This window comes from uncultured Williamsia sp., from assembly GCF_947494875.1.
In the GTDB taxonomy this organism is placed as follows: domain Bacteria; phylum Actinomycetota; class Actinomycetes; order Mycobacteriales; family Mycobacteriaceae; genus Williamsia_A.
This window is the reverse complement of sequence record NZ_CANLWM010000002.1, coordinates 218352-235319: the sequence shown is the minus strand read 5'-3', so window position 1 is coordinate 235319 and position 16968 is coordinate 218352. Positions and strand designations below refer to the sequence as shown.

Annotated in this window: 17 protein-coding genes; 8 read left to right on the top strand and 9 right to left on the bottom strand. The window is 70.9% G+C overall.

Annotation, left to right across the window (positions count from 1 at the left end; genetic code table 11):
* Nucleotides 1–13: 13 nt before the first annotated feature.
* Nucleotides 14–994: an ROK family protein gene (locus Q1A98_RS06470; protein WP_299571083.1), complete on the top strand. Its 981-nt coding sequence runs from the start codon at nucleotides 14–16 to the stop codon at nucleotides 992–994.
* Nucleotides 995–1098: 104 nt separating this feature from the next.
* Here Q1A98_RS06470 and Q1A98_RS06465 read toward each other — a convergent pair whose 3' ends face one another.
* Nucleotides 1099–1302: a cold-shock protein gene (locus Q1A98_RS06465; RefSeq protein ID WP_299571080.1), complete on the bottom strand. Its 204-nt coding sequence runs from the start codon at nucleotides 1300–1302 to the stop codon at nucleotides 1099–1101.
* Nucleotides 1303–1607: 305 nt separating this feature from the next.
* On the opposite strand from Q1A98_RS06465, the gene Q1A98_RS06460 reads away from it, so the two are divergent.
* On the top strand, nucleotides 1608–2828 hold the full coding sequence (locus Q1A98_RS06460) for an acyl-CoA dehydrogenase family protein (RefSeq protein WP_299571840.1): 1221 nt from the start codon (nucleotides 1608–1610) through the stop codon (nucleotides 2826–2828).
* A gap of 31 nt (nucleotides 2829–2859) precedes the next feature.
* Nucleotides 2860–4176 (top strand): wax ester/triacylglycerol synthase domain-containing protein, encoded by a 1317-nt coding sequence (locus tag Q1A98_RS06455; RefSeq protein ID WP_299571077.1) that lies wholly within the window; start codon nucleotides 2860–2862, stop codon nucleotides 4174–4176.
* On the opposite strand, the gene Q1A98_RS06450 is transcribed toward Q1A98_RS06455, so the two are convergent.
* The 4 genes from Q1A98_RS06450 to Q1A98_RS06435 all read right to left on the bottom strand — a co-directional run bounded on the left by Q1A98_RS06450 (nucleotide 4143) and on the right by Q1A98_RS06435 (nucleotide 7358).
* Nucleotides 4143–5087, bottom strand: coding sequence for a transketolase (locus tag Q1A98_RS06450; RefSeq protein ID WP_299571075.1), 945 nt, complete (start codon nucleotides 5085–5087; stop codon nucleotides 4143–4145). The two genes, Q1A98_RS06455 and Q1A98_RS06450, sit on opposite strands and share 34 nt — an antisense overlap.
* Entirely contained in the window at nucleotides 5084–5785 is a 702-nt protein-coding gene (locus Q1A98_RS06445) for a transketolase (protein ID WP_299571072.1), read from the bottom strand. Before Q1A98_RS06445 ends, Q1A98_RS06450 begins: the two co-directional genes overlap by 4 nt.
* Before the next feature lie 56 nt (nucleotides 5786–5841).
* Nucleotides 5842–6702, bottom strand: a complete 861-nt coding sequence (locus Q1A98_RS06440) for a hypothetical protein (protein ID WP_299571069.1) — start codon at nucleotides 6700–6702, stop codon at nucleotides 5842–5844.
* A gap of 80 nt (nucleotides 6703–6782) precedes the next feature.
* Entirely contained in the window at nucleotides 6783–7358 is a 576-nt protein-coding gene (locus tag Q1A98_RS06435) for an HhH-GPD-type base excision DNA repair protein (protein WP_299571066.1), read from the bottom strand.
* A 98-nt stretch (nucleotides 7359–7456) separates the two neighbouring features.
* Between Q1A98_RS06435 and Q1A98_RS06430 the strand changes: the two genes are divergently transcribed.
* A complete protein-coding gene (locus tag Q1A98_RS06430; protein ID WP_299571064.1) occupies nucleotides 7457–8899 on the top strand; it encodes a sugar porter family MFS transporter in 1443 nt (480 codons plus the stop codon).
* Between the two features lie 369 nt (nucleotides 8900–9268).
* Here the strand turns inward: Q1A98_RS06430 and Q1A98_RS06425 are convergent, their stop codons facing one another.
* The 3 genes from Q1A98_RS06425 to Q1A98_RS06415 all read right to left on the bottom strand — a co-directional run bounded on the left by Q1A98_RS06425 (nucleotide 9269) and on the right by Q1A98_RS06415 (nucleotide 11413).
* Nucleotides 9269–10024 (bottom strand): hypothetical protein, encoded by a 756-nt coding sequence (locus Q1A98_RS06425; RefSeq protein WP_299571061.1) that lies wholly within the window; start codon nucleotides 10022–10024, stop codon nucleotides 9269–9271.
* Nucleotides 10025–10091: 67 nt separating this feature from the next.
* On the bottom strand, nucleotides 10092–10931 hold the full coding sequence (locus Q1A98_RS06420; protein ID WP_299571059.1) for a hypothetical protein: 840 nt from the start codon (nucleotides 10929–10931) through the stop codon (nucleotides 10092–10094).
* 161 nt (nucleotides 10932–11092) lie between these two features.
* Nucleotides 11093–11413 carry a 4a-hydroxytetrahydrobiopterin dehydratase gene (locus Q1A98_RS06415; protein WP_366943372.1) on the bottom strand — a complete coding sequence of 107 codons (321 nt, stop codon included), beginning with the start codon at nucleotides 11411–11413 and terminating at the stop codon, nucleotides 11093–11095.
* A gap of 39 nt (nucleotides 11414–11452) precedes the next feature.
* Between Q1A98_RS06415 and Q1A98_RS06410 the strand changes: the two genes are divergently transcribed.
* From Q1A98_RS06410 to Q1A98_RS06395, 4 genes are read left to right on the top strand one after another with little or no spacing between them, the layout of a single operon-like run.
* Nucleotides 11453–12499 (top strand): thiamine ABC transporter substrate-binding protein, encoded by a 1047-nt coding sequence (locus Q1A98_RS06410; protein WP_299571056.1) that lies wholly within the window; start codon nucleotides 11453–11455, stop codon nucleotides 12497–12499.
* Nucleotides 12500–12503: 4 nt separating this feature from the next.
* Nucleotides 12504–12923, top strand: coding sequence for a pyridoxamine 5'-phosphate oxidase family protein (locus Q1A98_RS06405; protein ID WP_299571054.1), 420 nt, complete (start codon nucleotides 12504–12506; stop codon nucleotides 12921–12923).
* A gap of 37 nt (nucleotides 12924–12960) precedes the next feature.
* On the top strand, nucleotides 12961–14580 hold the full coding sequence (locus tag Q1A98_RS06400) for an iron ABC transporter permease (protein WP_299571051.1): 1620 nt from the start codon (nucleotides 12961–12963) through the stop codon (nucleotides 14578–14580).
* A complete protein-coding gene (locus Q1A98_RS06395; RefSeq protein ID WP_299571049.1) occupies nucleotides 14581–15594 on the top strand; it encodes an ABC transporter ATP-binding protein in 1014 nt (337 codons plus the stop codon).
* Here Q1A98_RS06395 and Q1A98_RS06390 read toward each other — a convergent pair.
* Nucleotides 15591–16865 carry a DUF4185 domain-containing protein gene (locus Q1A98_RS06390; RefSeq protein WP_299571046.1) on the bottom strand — a complete coding sequence of 425 codons (1275 nt, stop codon included), beginning with the start codon at nucleotides 16863–16865 and terminating at the stop codon, nucleotides 15591–15593. The genes Q1A98_RS06395 and Q1A98_RS06390 overlap by 4 nt on opposite strands.
* Nucleotides 16866–16968 lie beyond the last annotated feature (103 nt).

Sequence of the window (16968 nt, the reverse complement as noted above, 5' to 3'; positions counted from 1 at the left end):
AGGCTCCGCGGGCATGACCGGAGTGGGTGCCCCGACCGTTGCCGGTGGACGGGCCCCGGCGCTCGCCGTCGACATCGGCGGGACCAAAGTCGAAGCGGCGCTGGTCGATCCGGACGGCCGGATCCTGCCCGGCACCCGTCGCCGCGCTCCGACGGGAGGTGCGGCGTCCGCCGACGAGCTCGACGCCGCGGTGCTGGGCGTCGTCGCCGACGTCCTCGACGGTGACGTCGCACGCGACGTGGCGGCTTCGACGGGGATCAGCGGGATCGGCGTCGCGTGCGCGGGTCCCGTCGACGACGACGCGGGCACCGTGAGCCCGATCAACCTGCCTGCATGGCGGGATCACCCGCTGCGCACGGTGATCAGCACGGCACCTGCCGTCGTGGACTCGGGACTGGCGGTGACACTGCGGCGCGACGGTGTCGCGATCGCGATGGCCGAACACTGGCTCGGCGCCGGTGTGGGCGTCGACGACATGGTCGCGATGGTCATCTCGACCGGCATCGGCGGCGGGATCGTGCTGGGTGGGCGGGTGGTCGCCGGCAACGCCGGCCACATCGGACAGATCGACGTGTCCGGGTACACGGGCGAGCCCAGTCTCGGCAGCCGGACCACGCTGGAATCGGTCGCCTCCGGGCCGCACACGGTCGCCTGGGCGCGGTCGCAGGGCTGGCCCGGTGCGACGGGGGAGGACCTCGCGGCAGCGGTCGCCGGCGGCGACGCCGTCGCGCTGCGGGCGGTCGACAGGCTCGTCGACGTTGTCGCACAGGGCATCTGCAGCGCCTGTGCGCTCCTCGACGTCGAGCTGGTCGCCATCGGCGGTGGTTTCGCGCACGTCACCGACGACCTCGTCGAACGGATCGCGCTGCGGGTCGCGCGTCACCCGTTGCCCTACGTGGCGACCACCCGCATCGTGCCGGCGGCCCTCGGTGACACCGCACCTCTCGTCGGTGCCGCGGCGTTCGTCCATCGCGCCGAGCTGCTCCCGCGCTGAGTCGACCTCGTGCACAACGGTTCTCGCTCAATCGTGCTGGAGAGACAACTCGGCCCCGCCGCCGACCGTGAGGTCGGGGACGGGGCCGAGTGGATCCGGTGAGATCAGACCGCGGAGACGCCGACCGCCTGGGGGCCCTTGGCGCCCTGCTCGGTCTCGAAGGTCACGCGATCGTTCTCGTTCAGGCTGCGGTAGCCCGAACCCTGGATCTCGCTGAAGTGGACGAAGACGTCCTTGCCGCCGTCATCCGGGGTGATGAAGCCGAAGCCCTTTTCGGCGTTGAACCACTTCACGGTTCCCTGGCTCATGGTGTTTCTCCTACTGCTGTGTTGCTGACGGACCGTGCGGTTTGCCCGGCCCAGGGTGGTGCCACTACGGGAGCGAGGGAATTCGAGAAGAAAGCCCGACGCGCACGCGTGTGTATTTCTGCGAGCGACAATCGAACACAAAAACTACAACCGCGTATGAGTCAACACGGGCGCCAGACGCGTGTCAAGACGGCGCGCTCGACATCACGCGTGCCGCGATGAACGCCGTTTCCGCTCAGCGTGATCGCAGAGGTGTCGTGGAGCGAGAACTGCGCCGACACTGTGCGGTCGTGACCACCGAGAGCATCGCATCCACCACTCCGACCAGCGCAGACGGACCCTCCGACGCCGACCTGACCGCGCGGTTCGCGCCCATCTTCGAGCGGATCGCGGCGGGTGCCGTCGAGCGCGAGACGGACCGACGCCTGGCCTACGACGAGGCCCGTCTGCTGCGTGAGGCAGGGTTCGGCGCACTGCGCGTTCCCGTCGAGTTCGGCGGCCTGGGGGCGAGTGTTCGCCAGTTGTTCGGACTTCTCGTCGATCTCGCCGCCGCGGAATCGAATCTGCCGCAGGCGCTGAGGGTCCACTGGAGTTTCGTGGAGGACCAACGGTTGTCCACCGACGCCGCCGAGCGCGAGCGCTGGCTGCGGGCGGTGGCGCAGGGGACACTGGTGGGCAACGCGATCACCGAGCCCGGGGTCGGCGCCGTCGACCGCTACCGCACCACGGTGCGTCGCGACGGCGACGAGTACGTCGTCGACGGCACGAAGTACTACAGCACCGGCAGTCTCTACTCCGACCACATCCTCGTCGCCGCCGATCTCGACGGGGAGCGCGTGTCGATCCTCGTCGACGCCGACGCGCCCGGGGTCACCCAGCACGACGACTGGGACGGGTTCGGGCAGCGCCTCACCGCGAGCGGCACGACGGAGTTCTCCGGCGTCCGCGTCGGCGCCGACCGCCTGCTCGGGCCGGGCTACGGATCCGCGGGCGCCTCCTACGCGACCTCGTACCTGCAGTTGGTGCAGCTCGCCGTCCTCGCCGGCATCGCGCGGCGCGCCACCGACGACGTCGCCGCGTGGGTGCGCGATCGCACTCGCACCTTCACGCACGCCGCGGCCGACCTGCCGCGCGAGGATCCCCTGGTGCAGCAGGTGATCGGTCGACTCTCGAGCGCCGCCTACGTCGCGCGGACGACGGTGCTCGCCGTCGCCGACACTCTCGACGCCGCCCTCGACGACGCCGCCGCCCGGGGCGAGTTCGACACCGCTCTCCTCGACGCCGCCGAACTCGCCGCCGGACATGCGCAGGCCGTCGTGATCCCCCTCGTCCTCGACGCGACCAGCCAGCTCTTCGAGGTCGGCGGCGCGTCGATCACGAGCGAGCGTCTCCGGTTCGACCGTCACTGGCGCAACGCGAGGACGATCTCGGTGCACAACCCGCTGATCTTCAAGCTGCGGTCGATCGGTGACCACGTGCTGAACGGGACGGATCTGCCGTACGCGTGGAGCGCGGGTAAGCGCTGACCCGCCCGGCCGACCGGTAGCGTCGGTCGGCGTGCACCCGACGCCCTCGATCGTGGGGCGGCTCACGCCGACCGACGCCCAGGCGCTGTGGATGTCCGAGGTCATCCCCAGCGACCAGTTCCTGCTCTACGTCTTCGACGGTGCCACGACTCCCGCTGCCGACCTGGCCGCGCGGATCCCGCAGCGCGCGAACAGGATCGACGAGCTCAGCGTGCGCGTCGTCGACGTCCCCGGCCGCCTGGACCGCCCGTGGTGGTCGCCGGCCACGGTCACCGCCGACGCCGTGCGGTTGCACGCGGTCGACAGGTGGGCGGGCTGCCTGCGTCGCCTGGGTGAGCTGATGTCCGTACCGGTGGACACCCGACGTCTGCCGTGGCGGGTGCACGTGTTCGTCGGGGTCGACGACGCGCCGGGCTCCGGTGGCCCCTCGGTGGTGGCGGTGCTGCAGATCGCGCACGCCCTCGCCGACGGCACGCTGGCGTCGCAGCTCGCACGGCGACTGTTCGACGACACCCCGCTGCCGTCCCCGCCGCACCGGCGCGCCGGCACGGCACCTCCGATGCTGCTTGCGGCCGGAGGGGTGGCCCGGGTGCCGCTGCAGGCGACCGGGTTGGCGGTGCGGGGCGTCCGCGCGCTGCGTGCTCATCGCGATCGCGTCCGTGACGAGGAGGCGGGCCGGGTGCCGCGGGGGCGGGACGGGGTTCCGCTTCTGCCGGTCAACGTGCGCCCGGACGATCGTCGGGACCTCCGGGTGGTCACCACGGACACGGACACCCTGCGTGCGGTGGGCGGCACGGTCACAGTCGGTGCGCTCACCGTCATCGGGAGGGCGCTGGCCGACCACGTCGACGCCGCCCTCGTGCATGCCGAGGTGCTGGTCGCCGGTGTCGGGGACCGGCGGTCGCGCAACCACTTCCGGACCGTCGGCGTCGATCTCGCCGTCGACGAGCCCGATCCGCGCCGACGGGCAGCCCGGATCGCCGAGGACCTCGCCGCGATGGCTCGCCGCGGTCACCATCCGGCGGCACGGGCGGAGGCGTCCGCGGCGGCGGTGGTGCCCGCAGTTCTCGTCGCGTGGGGCGTCCGGTCGTTCGACGCGCACGCGGTGCCCGAGAGGGTCGTCGGGAACACCGTGGTGTCCAGCGTCGACCGCGGCGCCGACGACCTCGTGTTCGGCGGTGGTCGCGTCGTGCTGACGGCCGGGTTCCCCGCACTGTCGCCCGTGCAGTCGGTGACGCACGGGGTCCACGGCATCGGTGGGCGCGTCGCGCTGTCGGTGTGTTCCTCGCCGACAGGCCTTCCCGATCCGGACCGCTACGCCGGCCGGCTGGCCGCCGCACTGGGCTGACCCACGAAGTCCGCCACCGCGCGGGTGATGCCGTCGGCGTCGAGACCTGCTGCCCTGATGTGGTCCTCGGGCGTGCCGTAGCGCCGCAGTTCCTCGCGGCCGAATCCGAGCGCGAGCAGACGGTGCGGGCGATCTCGCACCGCAGCGGCCACCTCGTGGCCGGACGTCCCGGCCAGGTAGGGCTCGACGAGCACGATGTCGGGGACGGGTCCGCTCAGCCTGCGGAGGCCGGCGCCGTCGAACGGTCGCACGGTCGCGGTGTAGAGCACCGTCGGATCGAGATCCGTTGTGTCGGCGATGGTCTCGGCCGCCGCGAGTGTTGCGTCGAGAACCGGTCCGACGGCGACCATCACGAGCGCTCCCGAACCGGGCCGGGCCACGTGCAGGTCTGGCGTGTCCACGTCGAACGAGCGGGTGTTCTGCTGCGCGGTGACGCGGACGTAGTGGCGTCCGCGCACGCGGTGAGCGCGACGCATGAGCTGTTCGACCTCGTCGGCGGTACCGGGCACGTGAACGGCGAAGCCGGGTACCGCGGACATGAGGGCGACGTCGGCGTCGGTCTGGTGGGTGCGACCCATCGAGGCCATGTCGACCGAGCCGCCGGTGGAGACCAGCAGCCCGTCGACGTCCTGATGACCGAAGCCGAGTTTCACCTGCTCGTAGGCGCGTTCGACGAGGAACGGCGCGAAGGTGTGGGCGATGGGGAAGGCGCCGGCGAGGGCCATCCCCGCCGCGGCGTCGACCAGGAGTTGTTCGCGGATTCCCACGTTCACGACGCGGTCGGGGCGCGTGACGGCGTCGTCGCCGAACCATTGACCGGCGATCTCGGCGTAGACGACGGTCGTGTCGGGATCGTCGTCGACGAGCGCGAGTGCGGTCTCGGCGAAGCGGGTGCGGGGATCGTCGCTCATGCGTCTTTCCTCTCCACCCGAGCGGACACGAACACGGGGCGCCCCGGCCGGGTGAGCAGCGCCGATCGGATCGCGGGGTGGTCGTGACCGTCGATCTCGACTGCGTGCCAGCCCTCGAGGGCGAAGCGTTCGCGCAGACGCCCCGGCCGGTTGTACGTGGAGGACCGGTTGTCGATCGCGACGACCGTCAGGTTCGCCAGGCGACGGGCGCCCGCGAACGCGATGGCCTCGTCGTTCGACCCCTCGTCGAGCTCGGCGTCACCGACGAGGACGTGGACATTGGCGTCGCTGCCACGGCCGCGGAGCGCGATCGCGGTGCCGACCGCCATCGGCAGCCCGTGACCGAGCGACCCGGCGCTGATCTCGGCGCCGGGTACGAGTGTGCGATCCGGGTGGCCACCCAGCGGTGAGTCCCAGCTCATCCAGTCGTCCAACCACTCCGCGGGAAACCAGCCGTGTGCGGCGAGCACGGCGTAGAAGGCCATCGGGCCCTGCCCCTTCGACAGGAAGAAGCGGTCCCGGTCGGGGTCGTCGGCGCGATCGGGGGAGGATCGCAGCACGTCGTGGTGGAGCACCCAGAGCACGTCGAGCGTCGAGGCCGACGCGGGTGCGTGCTTCTCGTCGCCGGTCATGCGGGCGAGGAGGGCGGGCAGGTCGTCGTAGGTGTACGGGATGGGCGGGCTCGTGGTCGTCGTCATGCGACCAGGATCGAACTTCGAGTTCACTCGAAGTCAAGGTCGAACGGCCGCGCGGGTCAGTCGTGGTGCGAGTGGCCGTTGATCTCGTGCTGGCGACCGCCTCCACGGGTCAGTCGCTTCGGCAGGCGGCCGGCGAGTTCGCCGAGCGGGGTGACGGCGTCGTTGAGGACGTCGACGGCGTCACGGAGTTCGTGGACGGTCTCCTGGATGGCGACGATGCTCGGTGCGAGCTGACCGATGACGTCGGTGAGTTCGGAGATGCGCTCGATGGGTCCGCCCGGGGCGATGGCGCGCTCGACGGCCCCGTTCTCGCCGACGAGCTGGTCGAGAAGTCCGCCGTCGGCGACGAGGCGGTCGATGATGCCGCCCTCCTCGGTCATCTTGTTGAGCAGCCCGTCCTGCGCGGTGAGCTTGTCGACGATGCCGCCCTCGCTGGTGAGGCGCTCGAGGATGCCCTCGTTCTCGGTGAACTGGTCGATGACGCCGCCCTTGCGGGACAGGCGGTCGAGCGGTCCGCCGGCGGCGGTGAGGCGGATGAGGATCCCGTTCTCCTCCGCCATCTGGTCGAGGAGTCCGCCCTCGGCGGTGAGCTTCTCCAGCGAGCCGTCGCGGGCGGTGAGGCGGTCGACGACGCCGCCGTCGGCGAGCAGTCGGTCCAGCGGACCGCCGGGGGCGAGGATGCGGCCGAACGGGCGGTCGGGGCCGAGGAGTTCGGCGAGCTGGCCGATGAGCTGCAGCGGTGTGCGCGCCGAGAACGACGTGTCGTCCTCGACGCCGAGCACGGTGTTGATCTCGTGCGCGACGTTCTCGATGGTCAGACGGGCGATGGTGACTCCGGACTCCACCGCGGCGAGTGCGACACCCGTCGCGGCGAACCCGATCCGCAGAGGCAGCTCGACGGCGACCTTCACATCCATGGATGACAGCGTATGCCATCGGGATGTGACGTAAGACGCACCTGCGTGGTCGTCGTCGGGCGACCGTCGCGGGATGCAGCTCAGTCGGCGGAGGCGGCCTTGGCCTCGGCCTTCTTCTGCTTCTTGTACGCGCGGACCTTGGTCAGCGACTCCTCGTCGACGACGTCGGCGACGGATCGGTAGCCCTTCTTGCCGTAGTCGCCGACCGCGGTGGTCCAGCCGCGGGGCTTCACGTCGAGTTGCTTCGCCAGTAGTGCGGTGAAGATCTTGGCCTTCTGCTCGCCGAACCCGGGGAGGGCCTTCACACGGTCGACGAGATCCTTGCCGGACGTCGCCTCGGTCCAGATCCGTGTGGTGTCGCCGTCGTACTCCGCGACCACGGCGGAGGCGAGTGCCTGCAGGCGCTGGGCCATCGACCGGCCGTAGCGGTGGATCGCCGGCGGGGTGGCGCACAGGTCGGCGAAGCGCTCCGGGTCGGCGACGGCGATCTCGGCGGGATCCAGGGTCCCGAATCGCTCGAGGACCTTCGCCGGTCCGGCGAAGGCACGCTCCATGGGGAACTGCTGATCGAGGAGCATGCCTGCGAGGAGCGCGAAGGGGTCGGTCGAGAGCAGCTCGTCGGCCGCGGGGTCCTGCGCGATACGGAGCGTCACCATGGCGTGATCGTAATGCGCGTCGGGCTGTGAACCGTGCGGAGTAGCGTCGCCACAGGGTCCGCACCCGGACCCGCGACGTCGACGGGACAGGGCGGACGATGAGCACCACGGCAGGCACTCCGAAGGCCGATCAACACGTCGCGAAGGTCATCGGTGTCACCGTGGCCGCCGCCGTCGGCGGCTTCCTCTTCGGGTTCGACAGTTCGGTCGTCAACGGCGCCGTCGACTCCATCCAGGGGCACTTCGGTCTCGGCGAGTTCATGAAGGGCTTCGCCGTCGCCGTCGCGCTGCTGGGGTGCGCGTTCGGTGCATGGTTCGCCGGCCGCCTCGCCGACGTGTGGGGCCGCAAGCGCGTCATGCTGCTCGGCTCGTTCCTGTTCACGATCTCGTCGATCGGCACCGGGTTCGCCTGGAGCATCCCGGATCTGATCGTCTGGCGCATCCTCGGTGGTCTCGGTATCGGTATCGCCTCGGTGATCGCGCCCGCCTACATCGCGGAGATCTCGCCGGCGCGGTTCCGTGGTGCGCTGGGCTCGATGCAGCAGTTGGCCATCACGATCGGCATCTTCATCGCGCTGCTGTCCGACGCTCTGCTCGCCGACAACGCCGGTGGCGCCTCGAACGACTTCTGGTTCGGCATCGAGGCGTGGCGCTGGATGTTCTTCGTCGGCGTCATCCCCGCGCTCGTGTACGGCATCCTCGCGCTGCTGATCCCCGAGTCCCCGCGCTACCTCGTCGGCAACGATCTCGACGAGGAGGCCGCGCGCATCCTCCGCGACGTCACCGGTGAGGTCGATCCCCTCAACCGGGTCAAGGAGATCCGGATGACGCTGCGCCGTGAGTCGAAGGCGTCGCTGAGCGACATCCGTGGCAACTCCTTCGGCCTCCACCCGCTGGTGTGGGTGGGCATCTGGATCGCGATCCTGCAGCAGTTCGTCGGGATCAACGCGATCTTCTACTACTCGACGACCCTGTGGAAGTCGGTGGGCTTCAGCGAGAGTCAGTCCTTCCAGACGTCGGTGATCACCGGTGTCATCAACGTGGTCATGACGTTCGGCGCCATCCTGTTCGTCGACCGGATCGGCCGTCGCCTGCTGCTGAAGATCGGCTCCGTCGGCATGTTCGCCGGCCTGATCCTCGCAGCGATCGCCTTCACCCAGCAGCAGGGGAGCGGTGACGACGTCACGCTGCCGGGCAACTGGGGTGTCGTCGCGCTGATCGGCGCCAACCTCTTCGTGGTCGCGTTCGCCGCCACCTGGGGCCCGGTGATGTGGGTGATGCTCGGCGAGATGTTCCCCAACCGCATCCGCGGCGTCGCCCTGGGCGTCTGCACCGCGATGAACTGGGTCGCGAACTTCACCATCTCCCTGCTGTTCCCGCAGCTGAGCCAGAGCCTCGGCCTCGCGTACGTGTACGGGTTCTTCGCGCTCTGCGCGTTCATCTCGTACTTCTACGTCCAGTTCAAGGTCCCCGAGACCAACGGCATCGAGCTCGAGGACATGGGTGGCGAGTCGGCGGCGACCGCCAAGGCGCCTGTCTGACAACGGATTCATCCCCGCTTATCGGCGCGCGCTCCCGCGTCCATCTCGTGTACCCGCGCCGTGCACGGCGCGGGTACACGGATCCGCCGCGGGTTCGCCGCGATCCCAGCGAACCCGCGCCGGTCTCGCCGTCCCGGGCTCACCAGGCGTTCCCGCGCGGTTCCCGCGTCCCCGCGCCGTGCCCGGCGCGGGATGAGCGGATCGACGCGGGTTCACGGCTCGGCGAGCGAACCCGCGCTCGTCTCGCGTTCCCGCGTCGTGCCCGGCGCGGGTACAGCAATTCGACGCGGATCCCGTGCCCCAGACGCCGATTCGCCCGCTGCGATCCCGCAGCGGGCGAATCGATCTCGATGAGTGCTCGGGTGACGGTCAGGCGTTGGTGACGCCCACCATCGGGAGGAAGAAGCAGCTGCGGCCGCCGTTGTTCACGGTGCCGAAGACCGCCGAGAGGACGGTGCCCTTGCCGGTGGTGACCGGTGCCAGACGGCTCCCCGCCGGTGCGATCGTGTTGACGATCCCTGAGAGGGTCTTCGCGGCCATGTCCTTGATGGGGGAGGCGGGGACGTTCGCGAGCCAGGCGTCGACCAGGGTGTCCCCGGCCTTGCCCATCTGCCCGATGCCGAACTTGCCTGTCGCCGTGTTGAACCAGGCGACCTGCATCCCGGTCGAGGTCGGGTCGCTGGTGACGCCGGCGGGGACGAACCCGTAGAGCACCTGCCCGTCCTTCACCACGTTCGGGTCGATGTTCACCAGCGGGATGGTCGGCAGCGAGATCCCCGGCGCGGCCCAGGGCCCGGCGACGGCACCGCCCGCGGCGGGCAGGAGCCCCAACGGGTTCGACGCGGTCGGGGTGGTGCAGTTGAACGCGACGGTCGGGTTCAGGAACGGCTGGATGCCGAGGCTCCGCAACGTCTTGTTCGCCGTGTCCAGCAGGGCGAGGACGTCGGTGCCCGAGGTGGCGGAGAGCGTGGGCGAGCCCAGTGCGGCCGTGGCCGCTGCCTCGGGCGCGGTGGCCGGGTCGGCCGACGCCGGCGCGGCCAGTGCGGCGCCGCCGACAGCCATCGACACGGCGAGCGAGCCGGCGACGACCGCCCTGCGCAGGGACATGAGGGCGTGAGAAGGCATGGGGGTACTCCGAATCGGTCTCGAGGGGATGGTGCGGGGTCGTGACCGACTCGGTGTGTCGGTCAGGTCAGATGAAGGCGAGTCCCACCGTGGGGACGATCTGGCAGGCCACCGGCTTGCCCTTGGTTCTCGTGGTGACGGTGCCGTAGATCGCGGAGAGCACGCGGCCCTTGCCGGTCTGGGCGATGGCGGTGAAGGTGCCGGGGCCGTTGGCCGCGTTGATGCGGTCGTTGCGCGTGAGGTTGATCTGTCCGGTCTTGCCGGTGTCGATGTTGATCCAGATCGCGACCAACGGAGCGCGGGTGTTGTTCAGCGCGGGACCGGTGCCGAGGCTCGTGTAGACATAGCCGGCCTGACCCGCCTTCGGGCCGGGTGCGGGGGCCTCCTGCGGGCCCGCGGTGACCAACGCGGTGCCGACGGAGTTGCCGCCGGGGATGCATCCGACACCGATGGTCGGGTACAGGAACTGCTGGATGCGCGGCGCGTTCGGGCCGGTCGGGATGACCGGGTCGTTCGCGGCGGCGGCGACCTTGGCGACCTGGGTGGGCTTCGCCGATCCGTCGAGGAAGCCGGTGACCTGGCGCCAGATGGTGCTGACCTGCGGCGGCATGCCCGGCGACTCGGCGATCGCGGTGGCCTGCGAGATCAGGTCGGAGTTGATCTTGCCGTCGGGACCCGGCGTCATGGCCGAGCCGACGATCGCCGGGACATACGAGCCCAGGGAGTCGAGGGTGGACTTGTCGACCTTCGGTGGTGCGGGGGCGGACAGCGGCAGCGACCCCACCTGGGACGAGGGGCTCGCCGGGGCGGGCGCCGAGGGCGCGGGGGCGGCGAAGGCGACAGCGGGCACCGTCATCGCGGTCAAGACGCCCAGTGCGGTCGTCCCCAGCTTCCGGCGGGTTCCCATGGTCAGCGCTCACATCCCATCACGTCGTCGGGGCCGTCGCGCAGATGCCCGCGGCCAAGCGGTCAGTCTAGGTCGAGGCGGCGTGTCGCTGGCCGCCCAGGGGACCATAGCGTGGTACGCGTGTGACTGAAGAGACGGGTGATGCGATTGTTACGCGCCCGTCATGTCTCGGTTGCCGGAGTGTCAGCGGCGATCTCCCTCTCGATCACCTCGGCGAGGTCGGTGTCCTTGCCGGTCAGCCCGCCGGCGGAGTGCGTGGCGAGGGTGAAGCTCACCGTCCGCCACCGGATGTCGATGTCGGGGTGGTGGTCGCGCTCCTCGGCCGCCTCGGCGACACGTCGGACCAGGTCGATACCTGCGAGGAAGGAGGACGCGTCGTACGAGCGGCGCATCTCCGCGTCCTCGACCGTCCACTCCGGGAAGCGACGGCGCGCCTGCTCCCGCTCGTCGTCGCTCAGCAGGGTGTCGTCGCGTGCGGCCATCACCCCATGCTGTCAGCCTCTGGTTGGATCGGTGGGGTGATGCGCAGACTGACGCGACGGCCCCGGCTCGTGCTCCGCGCGGGGGCGCTCCTCGCCGCCTCGATCGCGGTGGTGGCGACGGCCACGGGATGTTCGAGTTCCGACGACAGCAAGCAGGTGACCCTGCTGACGCACGATTCGTTCGCGCTGCCGGACTCGGTGATCGCCGACTTCCAGAAGCAGACCGGGCTGAAGCTCGTCGTGACGAAGTCGGGCGACGCGGGTCAGCTCGCGTCGACGATCTCCCTCACCCCGGGGCGGCCGAAGGCGGACGCGGTCTACGGCATCGACAACACCTTCGCATCGCGCCCGGTGACCGCCGGTGCGCTGGCCGACTACACCTCACCCACCCTGCCGACGTCGGCGCAGGACTACGTGCTCGGCGGCGACGCCGGCAAGCAACTGACCCCGGTCGACCGGGGCGATGTCTGCGTCAACGTCGACACGGCCTGGTTCGCCCAGCGGAACATCCCCGCCCCGACCTCGATCGCCCAGCTCACCGACGCCCGGTACAAGGACGACTTCGTCGCGATGGACCCCGCCACGTCCTCGCCGGGCCTCGGGTTCCTCCTCGCGACGATCGCCGCGCGTCCGGCCGACTGGCAGGACTACTGGAAAGCTCTGCGCGCGAACGACGTCTCGATCGTCTCCGGTTGGGACGTCGGCTACAACCAGGACTTCTCCGGCGGTGAGGGGAAGGGGTCCAAGCCGATCGTCGTCTCCTATGCGTCGTCGCCGGCGGCCAACCCGGCCACGAAGGCGTTGCTCGACGGGTGCTTCCGGCAGGTCGAGTACATCGGTGTGCTCAAGGGCGCGGCGAACACGGCGGGTGCGCGGAAACTCGTCGACTTCATGCTCAGCGACGAGGTCCAGAAGGCCCTGCCCGACTCCATGTACGTCTATCCCGTCCGTGACGGGGTGCCGCTGCCCGAGTCGTGGGCGAAGTACGCGCCCCTCCCGACGGACACCGTCGACCTCGCGCCCGGCTCGATCGCGAAGAACCGCGAGAACTGGCAGCGCGAGTGGCGCACCGTCATGGGCCGCTGACGCGGTGACGCCCGACGATGCGCGGGCGCGGCTCACCGCCCACGCACACGGCGTCCTGTGCACCGTGCATCCCGACCGGGGACCCGATCCGGTCCCGGTCGTCTACGCCGTGACCGACGACGGCGTCGTCGGCGTCCCGGTCGACGCGGTCAAACCCAAGTCGTCGACGCGTCTGCGTCGGGAACGCAACCTCGAGGCGGACCCGCGCGCCTCGCTGCTCGTCGAGCACTGGGATCGCGACGACTGGAGCCGGCTGTGGTGGGTACGGGCCCACCTCGTGTTCGTGCCGGACCCGCCCGTCGATGTCCTCGACGATCTCAGCAAGCGGCTCATGGCGGCAGCGCCGCAGTACGCGGATGCGCCGTTCCACCGGGTGCTCGCGCTGCGCATCCGGTCGGTGTCGGGGTGGAGCGCGCTGGGTTGAGACACTGGGGGCTCGATCCGTCGAAAGGGGTGACACCGTGCTGGTCGCGCCCCGACGCGCACGGATCGTCTCCGGCGTCCTGACGACGCTGCCCCTGGCGTTCCTCGCCGTCTTCTTCGTGTGGCCGGTCGTCGCCCTCGTCCACCGCGCGGTGTCGACCTCCGACGGGACCGGCCTCACCGCCCTGCTCGCGCGCACGGACGCGTGGGGCCTGCTGGGGTTCACCCTCGCGCAGGCCGCGGCGTCGACTGTCCTGACACTGGTTGTGTCCGCACCGCTGGTCTGGCTGCTCACGGTGGTCCCGCGGTGGGCGTCGACGCCGCTGATGGTGATGGTGACCGTCCCGTTCGTGCTGCCCACGGTGGTCGTGGGCATCGCGTTCCGCGCGCTGCTGTCACCCGGCGGCCCGCTCGGGGGTCTCGGACTCGACGGCTCGGTCGCGTCGATCCTCGCCGCGCACGCCTTCCTCAACGTCGCGGTGGTGGTGCGCGTGGTCGGAGCAGCATGGCGTGCACTGGATACGCGAGCCGAACAGGCGGCACGCACCCTGGGCGCGAGCGGTCCGCGCGCGTTCCTCACGGTCGTCGCACCCCGCCTGCTGCTGCCCGCGGTCTCCGCGGCATCGTTGGTGTTCCTGTTCTGCGCCACCAGCTTCGGCGTGGTCGTCATCCTCGGTGGCGGTCGCCTGCAGACGCTGGAGACCGCCGTGTACACGCAGGCCATCGGGTACTTCGACATCCCGGCCGCGGTCGCGCTGTCGCTGTTGCAGATCGTCGTGGTCGTCGTCGCGGTGGTGCTCACCCGTGTGCTCGCCCCGCCGACGCAGGCCGTCGCAGCACGCACCCGCCCGCGCGTCGTGTTCACCCCCCTGCGTCGCACGGCCGCTGTGGCCGCGGCGATCTGGGGCGCGGTGATCCTGGTCGGTCCACTCCTCGTGGTCGCCGTGCGGTCGGTGCGGCCGACCGTGGGCGGTACCTGGACCCTCGAGGGCTATCGCGCGCTCTCGGTGCCGGTGAACGGCGAGGCGCCGTTGGACACCCTGCGCAGCAGCGTCGTCAGTGCGGTGTGGGCCACGGTCCTCGCCGTCGCGGTCGGGCTCCTCGCGGCGGTCGCGCTGCAGCGCTCGCGTGGGCCGGTGCGTTCGGTCACCTCCGGACTGACGCTGCTGCCGCTGGGGGTGAGTGCCGTGACCGTCGGTTTCGGCTACCTCGTCGTGCTCGCCGCTTTGCCGCCCGCGGTCGCGGCGTCACCCGTCGTCGTGCCCGCCGTGCAGGCCGTGGTCGCCGCGCCGGTCGTCGTGCGGATCATCGCCCCGGCGCTCGCGGCCGTCCCCGACACCCTGCGCGGCGCGGCCGCGGGACTGGGGGCCGGCCCATGGCGCGTGTGGCGCACCGTCGACCTCCCCGCGGTGTGGCGATCCCTCGGCGTCGCAGTCGGTTTTGCATTCGTGATCGCCCTCGGGGAGTTCGGTGCGACCGGTTTCGTCGCCCGTCCGGGCACCACGACGCTGCCGGTGCTCATCGGGTCCGCGTTGAACCGGCCCGGTGCTCAGTACCTGGCCACGGCGATGGCGGCGTCGATGCTGCTCATCGTGACCACGGCCGTCGTCGTCGTGCTCATGGAGTCGATCCGCGGGGTCGAGGGGAGCGAGTTCTAGATGCTCGAGATCAGCGGGCTACGGGTGGAGTACGGCGACACCGTCGTCCTCGACGGGCTCGACCTCGTCGTCGGCGCCGAGGGGGCGCCGGTCACCGCCCTCATCGGACCGTCGGGGTGCGGCAAGTCGACGCTCGTGCGGGCTGTCGCCGGGTTGGAGCCGTCGGCGGGCGGTGCGGTGCGGATCGACGGTCGCGACCTGTCGGGGGTGCCGCCGCACCGCCGGGACTTCGGGGTGGTGTTCCAGGACGGGGCGCTGCTGCCGGGCCGGTCGGTCGCGTCGAACGTCGGATACGGGCTGCGTGCCCGACGGTGGTCGCGGCGCGACGTCGCCGACCGTGTCGCCGAGATGCTCGACCTCGTCGGCCTGCCGGACCTCGGTGACCGGCCGGTGGCGCAACTCTCCGGCGGACAGGCGCAACGCGTGGCGCTCGCCCGCGCACTGGCGCCCCGCCCGCGCCTGTTGCTGCTCGACGAGCCCCTGTCGGCCCTCGACCGACGGCTGCGGGAGCGGCTCGCCGTCGACATCGCGGAGATCCTGCACACCACAGCCACACCGACCGTCCTGGTCACACACGACCACACCGAGGCGGCGACGATCGGCGACCGCGTCGCGGTGATGGCCGACGGCGTCGTCGCGCAGGAGGGCACGCCCGACGCGATGTGGCGACGCCCCGCGACCGACGAGATCGCCCGGTTCATCGGCTGCACGACGATCGTCGACGCGCCGGTGGAGGCCGGCGTCGCCCGCACGGTGCTCGGTCCCGTCGACGTCGCGTGGGCCGACACGGGCGAACGCTGCCGACTGGGCCTGCGAGCACGGTCGGTGGTGGCCGCGGACGGGGGAGTGCCGGTGCGGGTGGAGGCCGTCGCCGCGCTGCCCGAGGACCGTCACCTCTGGGTGCGGACCCCCGACGGCGAGCGTGTCGCCGCCGTCGCGACCGCGCCGGTCGAGGTCGGCGACGAGATCGCCGTCGCCCTCGACCCCGAGCGGGTCGCGGTGATCGGCGGTTAGTCGAGCGCGAGCTGCGACAGGTCGGTCCGCAGCATCATCACGTTGTAGTCCTGCCAGCGTGACGCGGTGAAGTAGAGGTAACGGCTGTCGCCCCCGGAGGTGGGGTAGATGTAGGGCGCGTAGACGCCCGAGTACTGCCGGGACGACAGCAGTGTCGTCGGCGCGCTCCAGGGTCCCTGCGGGGCTGTCGCGGTGCGCAACACCAGCGATCCGCTGGTCTCCTGGCCGTGCAGCATCACGTACTTCTGCAGACGGTCGTTCCACGCCACCGACATCTCGCCGACCGGCTCGGTGACGACCTTCTCCGACTTCGTCGTGTCGGGGGACCAGCCTTTGCCGTCCCAGTAGGTGTACTTCGTCAGGTCGAGGATGTCCTGGGGCGCGAACCGGCAGAGGAACGCGGCGCCGAAGCGCCCGTTCGGGGTGCCGTACTGGTAGATGAAGCCGTCACGCCCCCGGAGGTACGCGCTGACCTGGTACTTGCCGTTGCTGTCGTCGATCTGCTCGACACCGGGCACCGAGGCGGGCAGGTTCAGGCGGATCGTGCGTGGATCGGTGGTCCACGTCTGACCGTTGTCGCGGGAGGTGGCGATGATCGAGTAGTTCGTCACCCAGCGGCCGGGGGCGCCCCACTGCCGCACCGACATGATGTTCATGTACTGCACACCGTCGATCGCGATGGCCGCGGTCGGGATGGTGGTGATCTCCGCGCCGCTGACGCCGACCGCCGGCAGGGCCTCGTTCGCGAACCGCGGCGTCGCCGCCGACACCGACGCGCCCGACCGGACGTCGCCGGGGACCCCGTCGGGGATGTCGACGCCGTTCGACGGGTCCTTGTCGTTCGTCCGCAACACGACGTTGTGCCGCCACTGCTGGGTCGGGGCGTTGCAGTCGCCGAAGGTGTCGCCGAACGCCATCAGCGTCTGCCCGGAACCGTTGTCCCACCCGATGCCCAGATCGGTGCCGGTGATGCCGAACCGGCTGTCGGTGCGGTTGGGCGACTTCGGGCCCGTGATCCACCGGACCGTCTGCGTGGGTCCGTTGCCGATCGACGCGAGGTCACGCTGGTCGCTGGACTTGCCGAGCAGCCCGCCGCTGCTGCCGAAGCTGCCGGGGAAGGCGCTGCCGAAGAGCCCGCCGAGACTGGAACCGAGGATGCCGGAGTTGCCGCACGGCGCCGCGTTCGCCGGGGCCGCCACGGTGACGGCGGCGAGGACGCCGGTCGCCAGGGACAGCACGGTCGTGAGGGTGACGCTGTGCATGCGCCGCATCGCCGGTGTTCCTCCTGCTCGGGGTCCCGGACGCTGCATCAGGAGTGACGCATGTGGCTGGTGGGACTGATGATCGGAACGATCATCGCCGAGGTCGGCGCAC

What these genes read in the sequence shown, in the direction of transcription:
- Q1A98_RS06470 (WP_299571083.1), top strand. Translation starts at nt 14, where the DNA reads ATGACCGGAGTGGGTGCCCCGACCGTTGCCGGTGGACGGGCCCCGGCG.
- Q1A98_RS06465 (WP_299571080.1), bottom strand. Translation starts at nt 1,302, where the DNA reads ATGAGCCAGGGAACCGTGAAGTGGTTCAACGCCGAAAAGGGCTTCGGC.
- Q1A98_RS06450 (WP_299571075.1), bottom strand. Translation starts at nt 5,087, where the DNA reads ATGAGCGACGATCCCCGCACCCGCTTCGCCGAGACCGCACTCGCGCTC.
- Q1A98_RS06445 (WP_299571072.1), bottom strand. Translation starts at nt 5,785, where the DNA reads ATGACGACGACCACGAGCCCGCCCATCCCGTACACCTACGACGACCTG.
- Q1A98_RS06440 (WP_299571069.1), bottom strand. Translation starts at nt 6,702, where the DNA reads ATGGATGTGAAGGTCGCCGTCGAGCTGCCTCTGCGGATCGGGTTCGCC.
- Q1A98_RS06435 (WP_299571066.1), bottom strand. Translation starts at nt 7,358, where the DNA reads ATGGTGACGCTCCGTATCGCGCAGGACCCCGCGGCCGACGAGCTGCTC.
- Q1A98_RS06430 (WP_299571064.1), top strand. Translation starts at nt 7,457, where the DNA reads ATGAGCACCACGGCAGGCACTCCGAAGGCCGATCAACACGTCGCGAAG.
- Q1A98_RS06425 (WP_299571061.1), bottom strand. Translation starts at nt 10,024, where the DNA reads ATGCCTTCTCACGCCCTCATGTCCCTGCGCAGGGCGGTCGTCGCCGGC.
- Q1A98_RS06420 (WP_299571059.1), bottom strand. Translation starts at nt 10,931, where the DNA reads ATGGGAACCCGCCGGAAGCTGGGGACGACCGCACTGGGCGTCTTGACC.
- Q1A98_RS06415 (WP_366943372.1), bottom strand. Translation starts at nt 11,413, where the DNA reads ATGGCCGCACGCGACGACACCCTGCTGAGCGACGACGAGCGGGAGCAG.
- Q1A98_RS06410 (WP_299571056.1), top strand. Translation starts at nt 11,453, where the DNA reads ATGCGCAGACTGACGCGACGGCCCCGGCTCGTGCTCCGCGCGGGGGCG.
- Q1A98_RS06395 (WP_299571049.1), top strand. Translation starts at nt 14,581, where the DNA reads ATGCTCGAGATCAGCGGGCTACGGGTGGAGTACGGCGACACCGTCGTC.
- Q1A98_RS06390 (WP_299571046.1), bottom strand. Translation starts at nt 16,865, where the DNA reads ATGCGGCGCATGCACAGCGTCACCCTCACGACCGTGCTGTCCCTGGCG.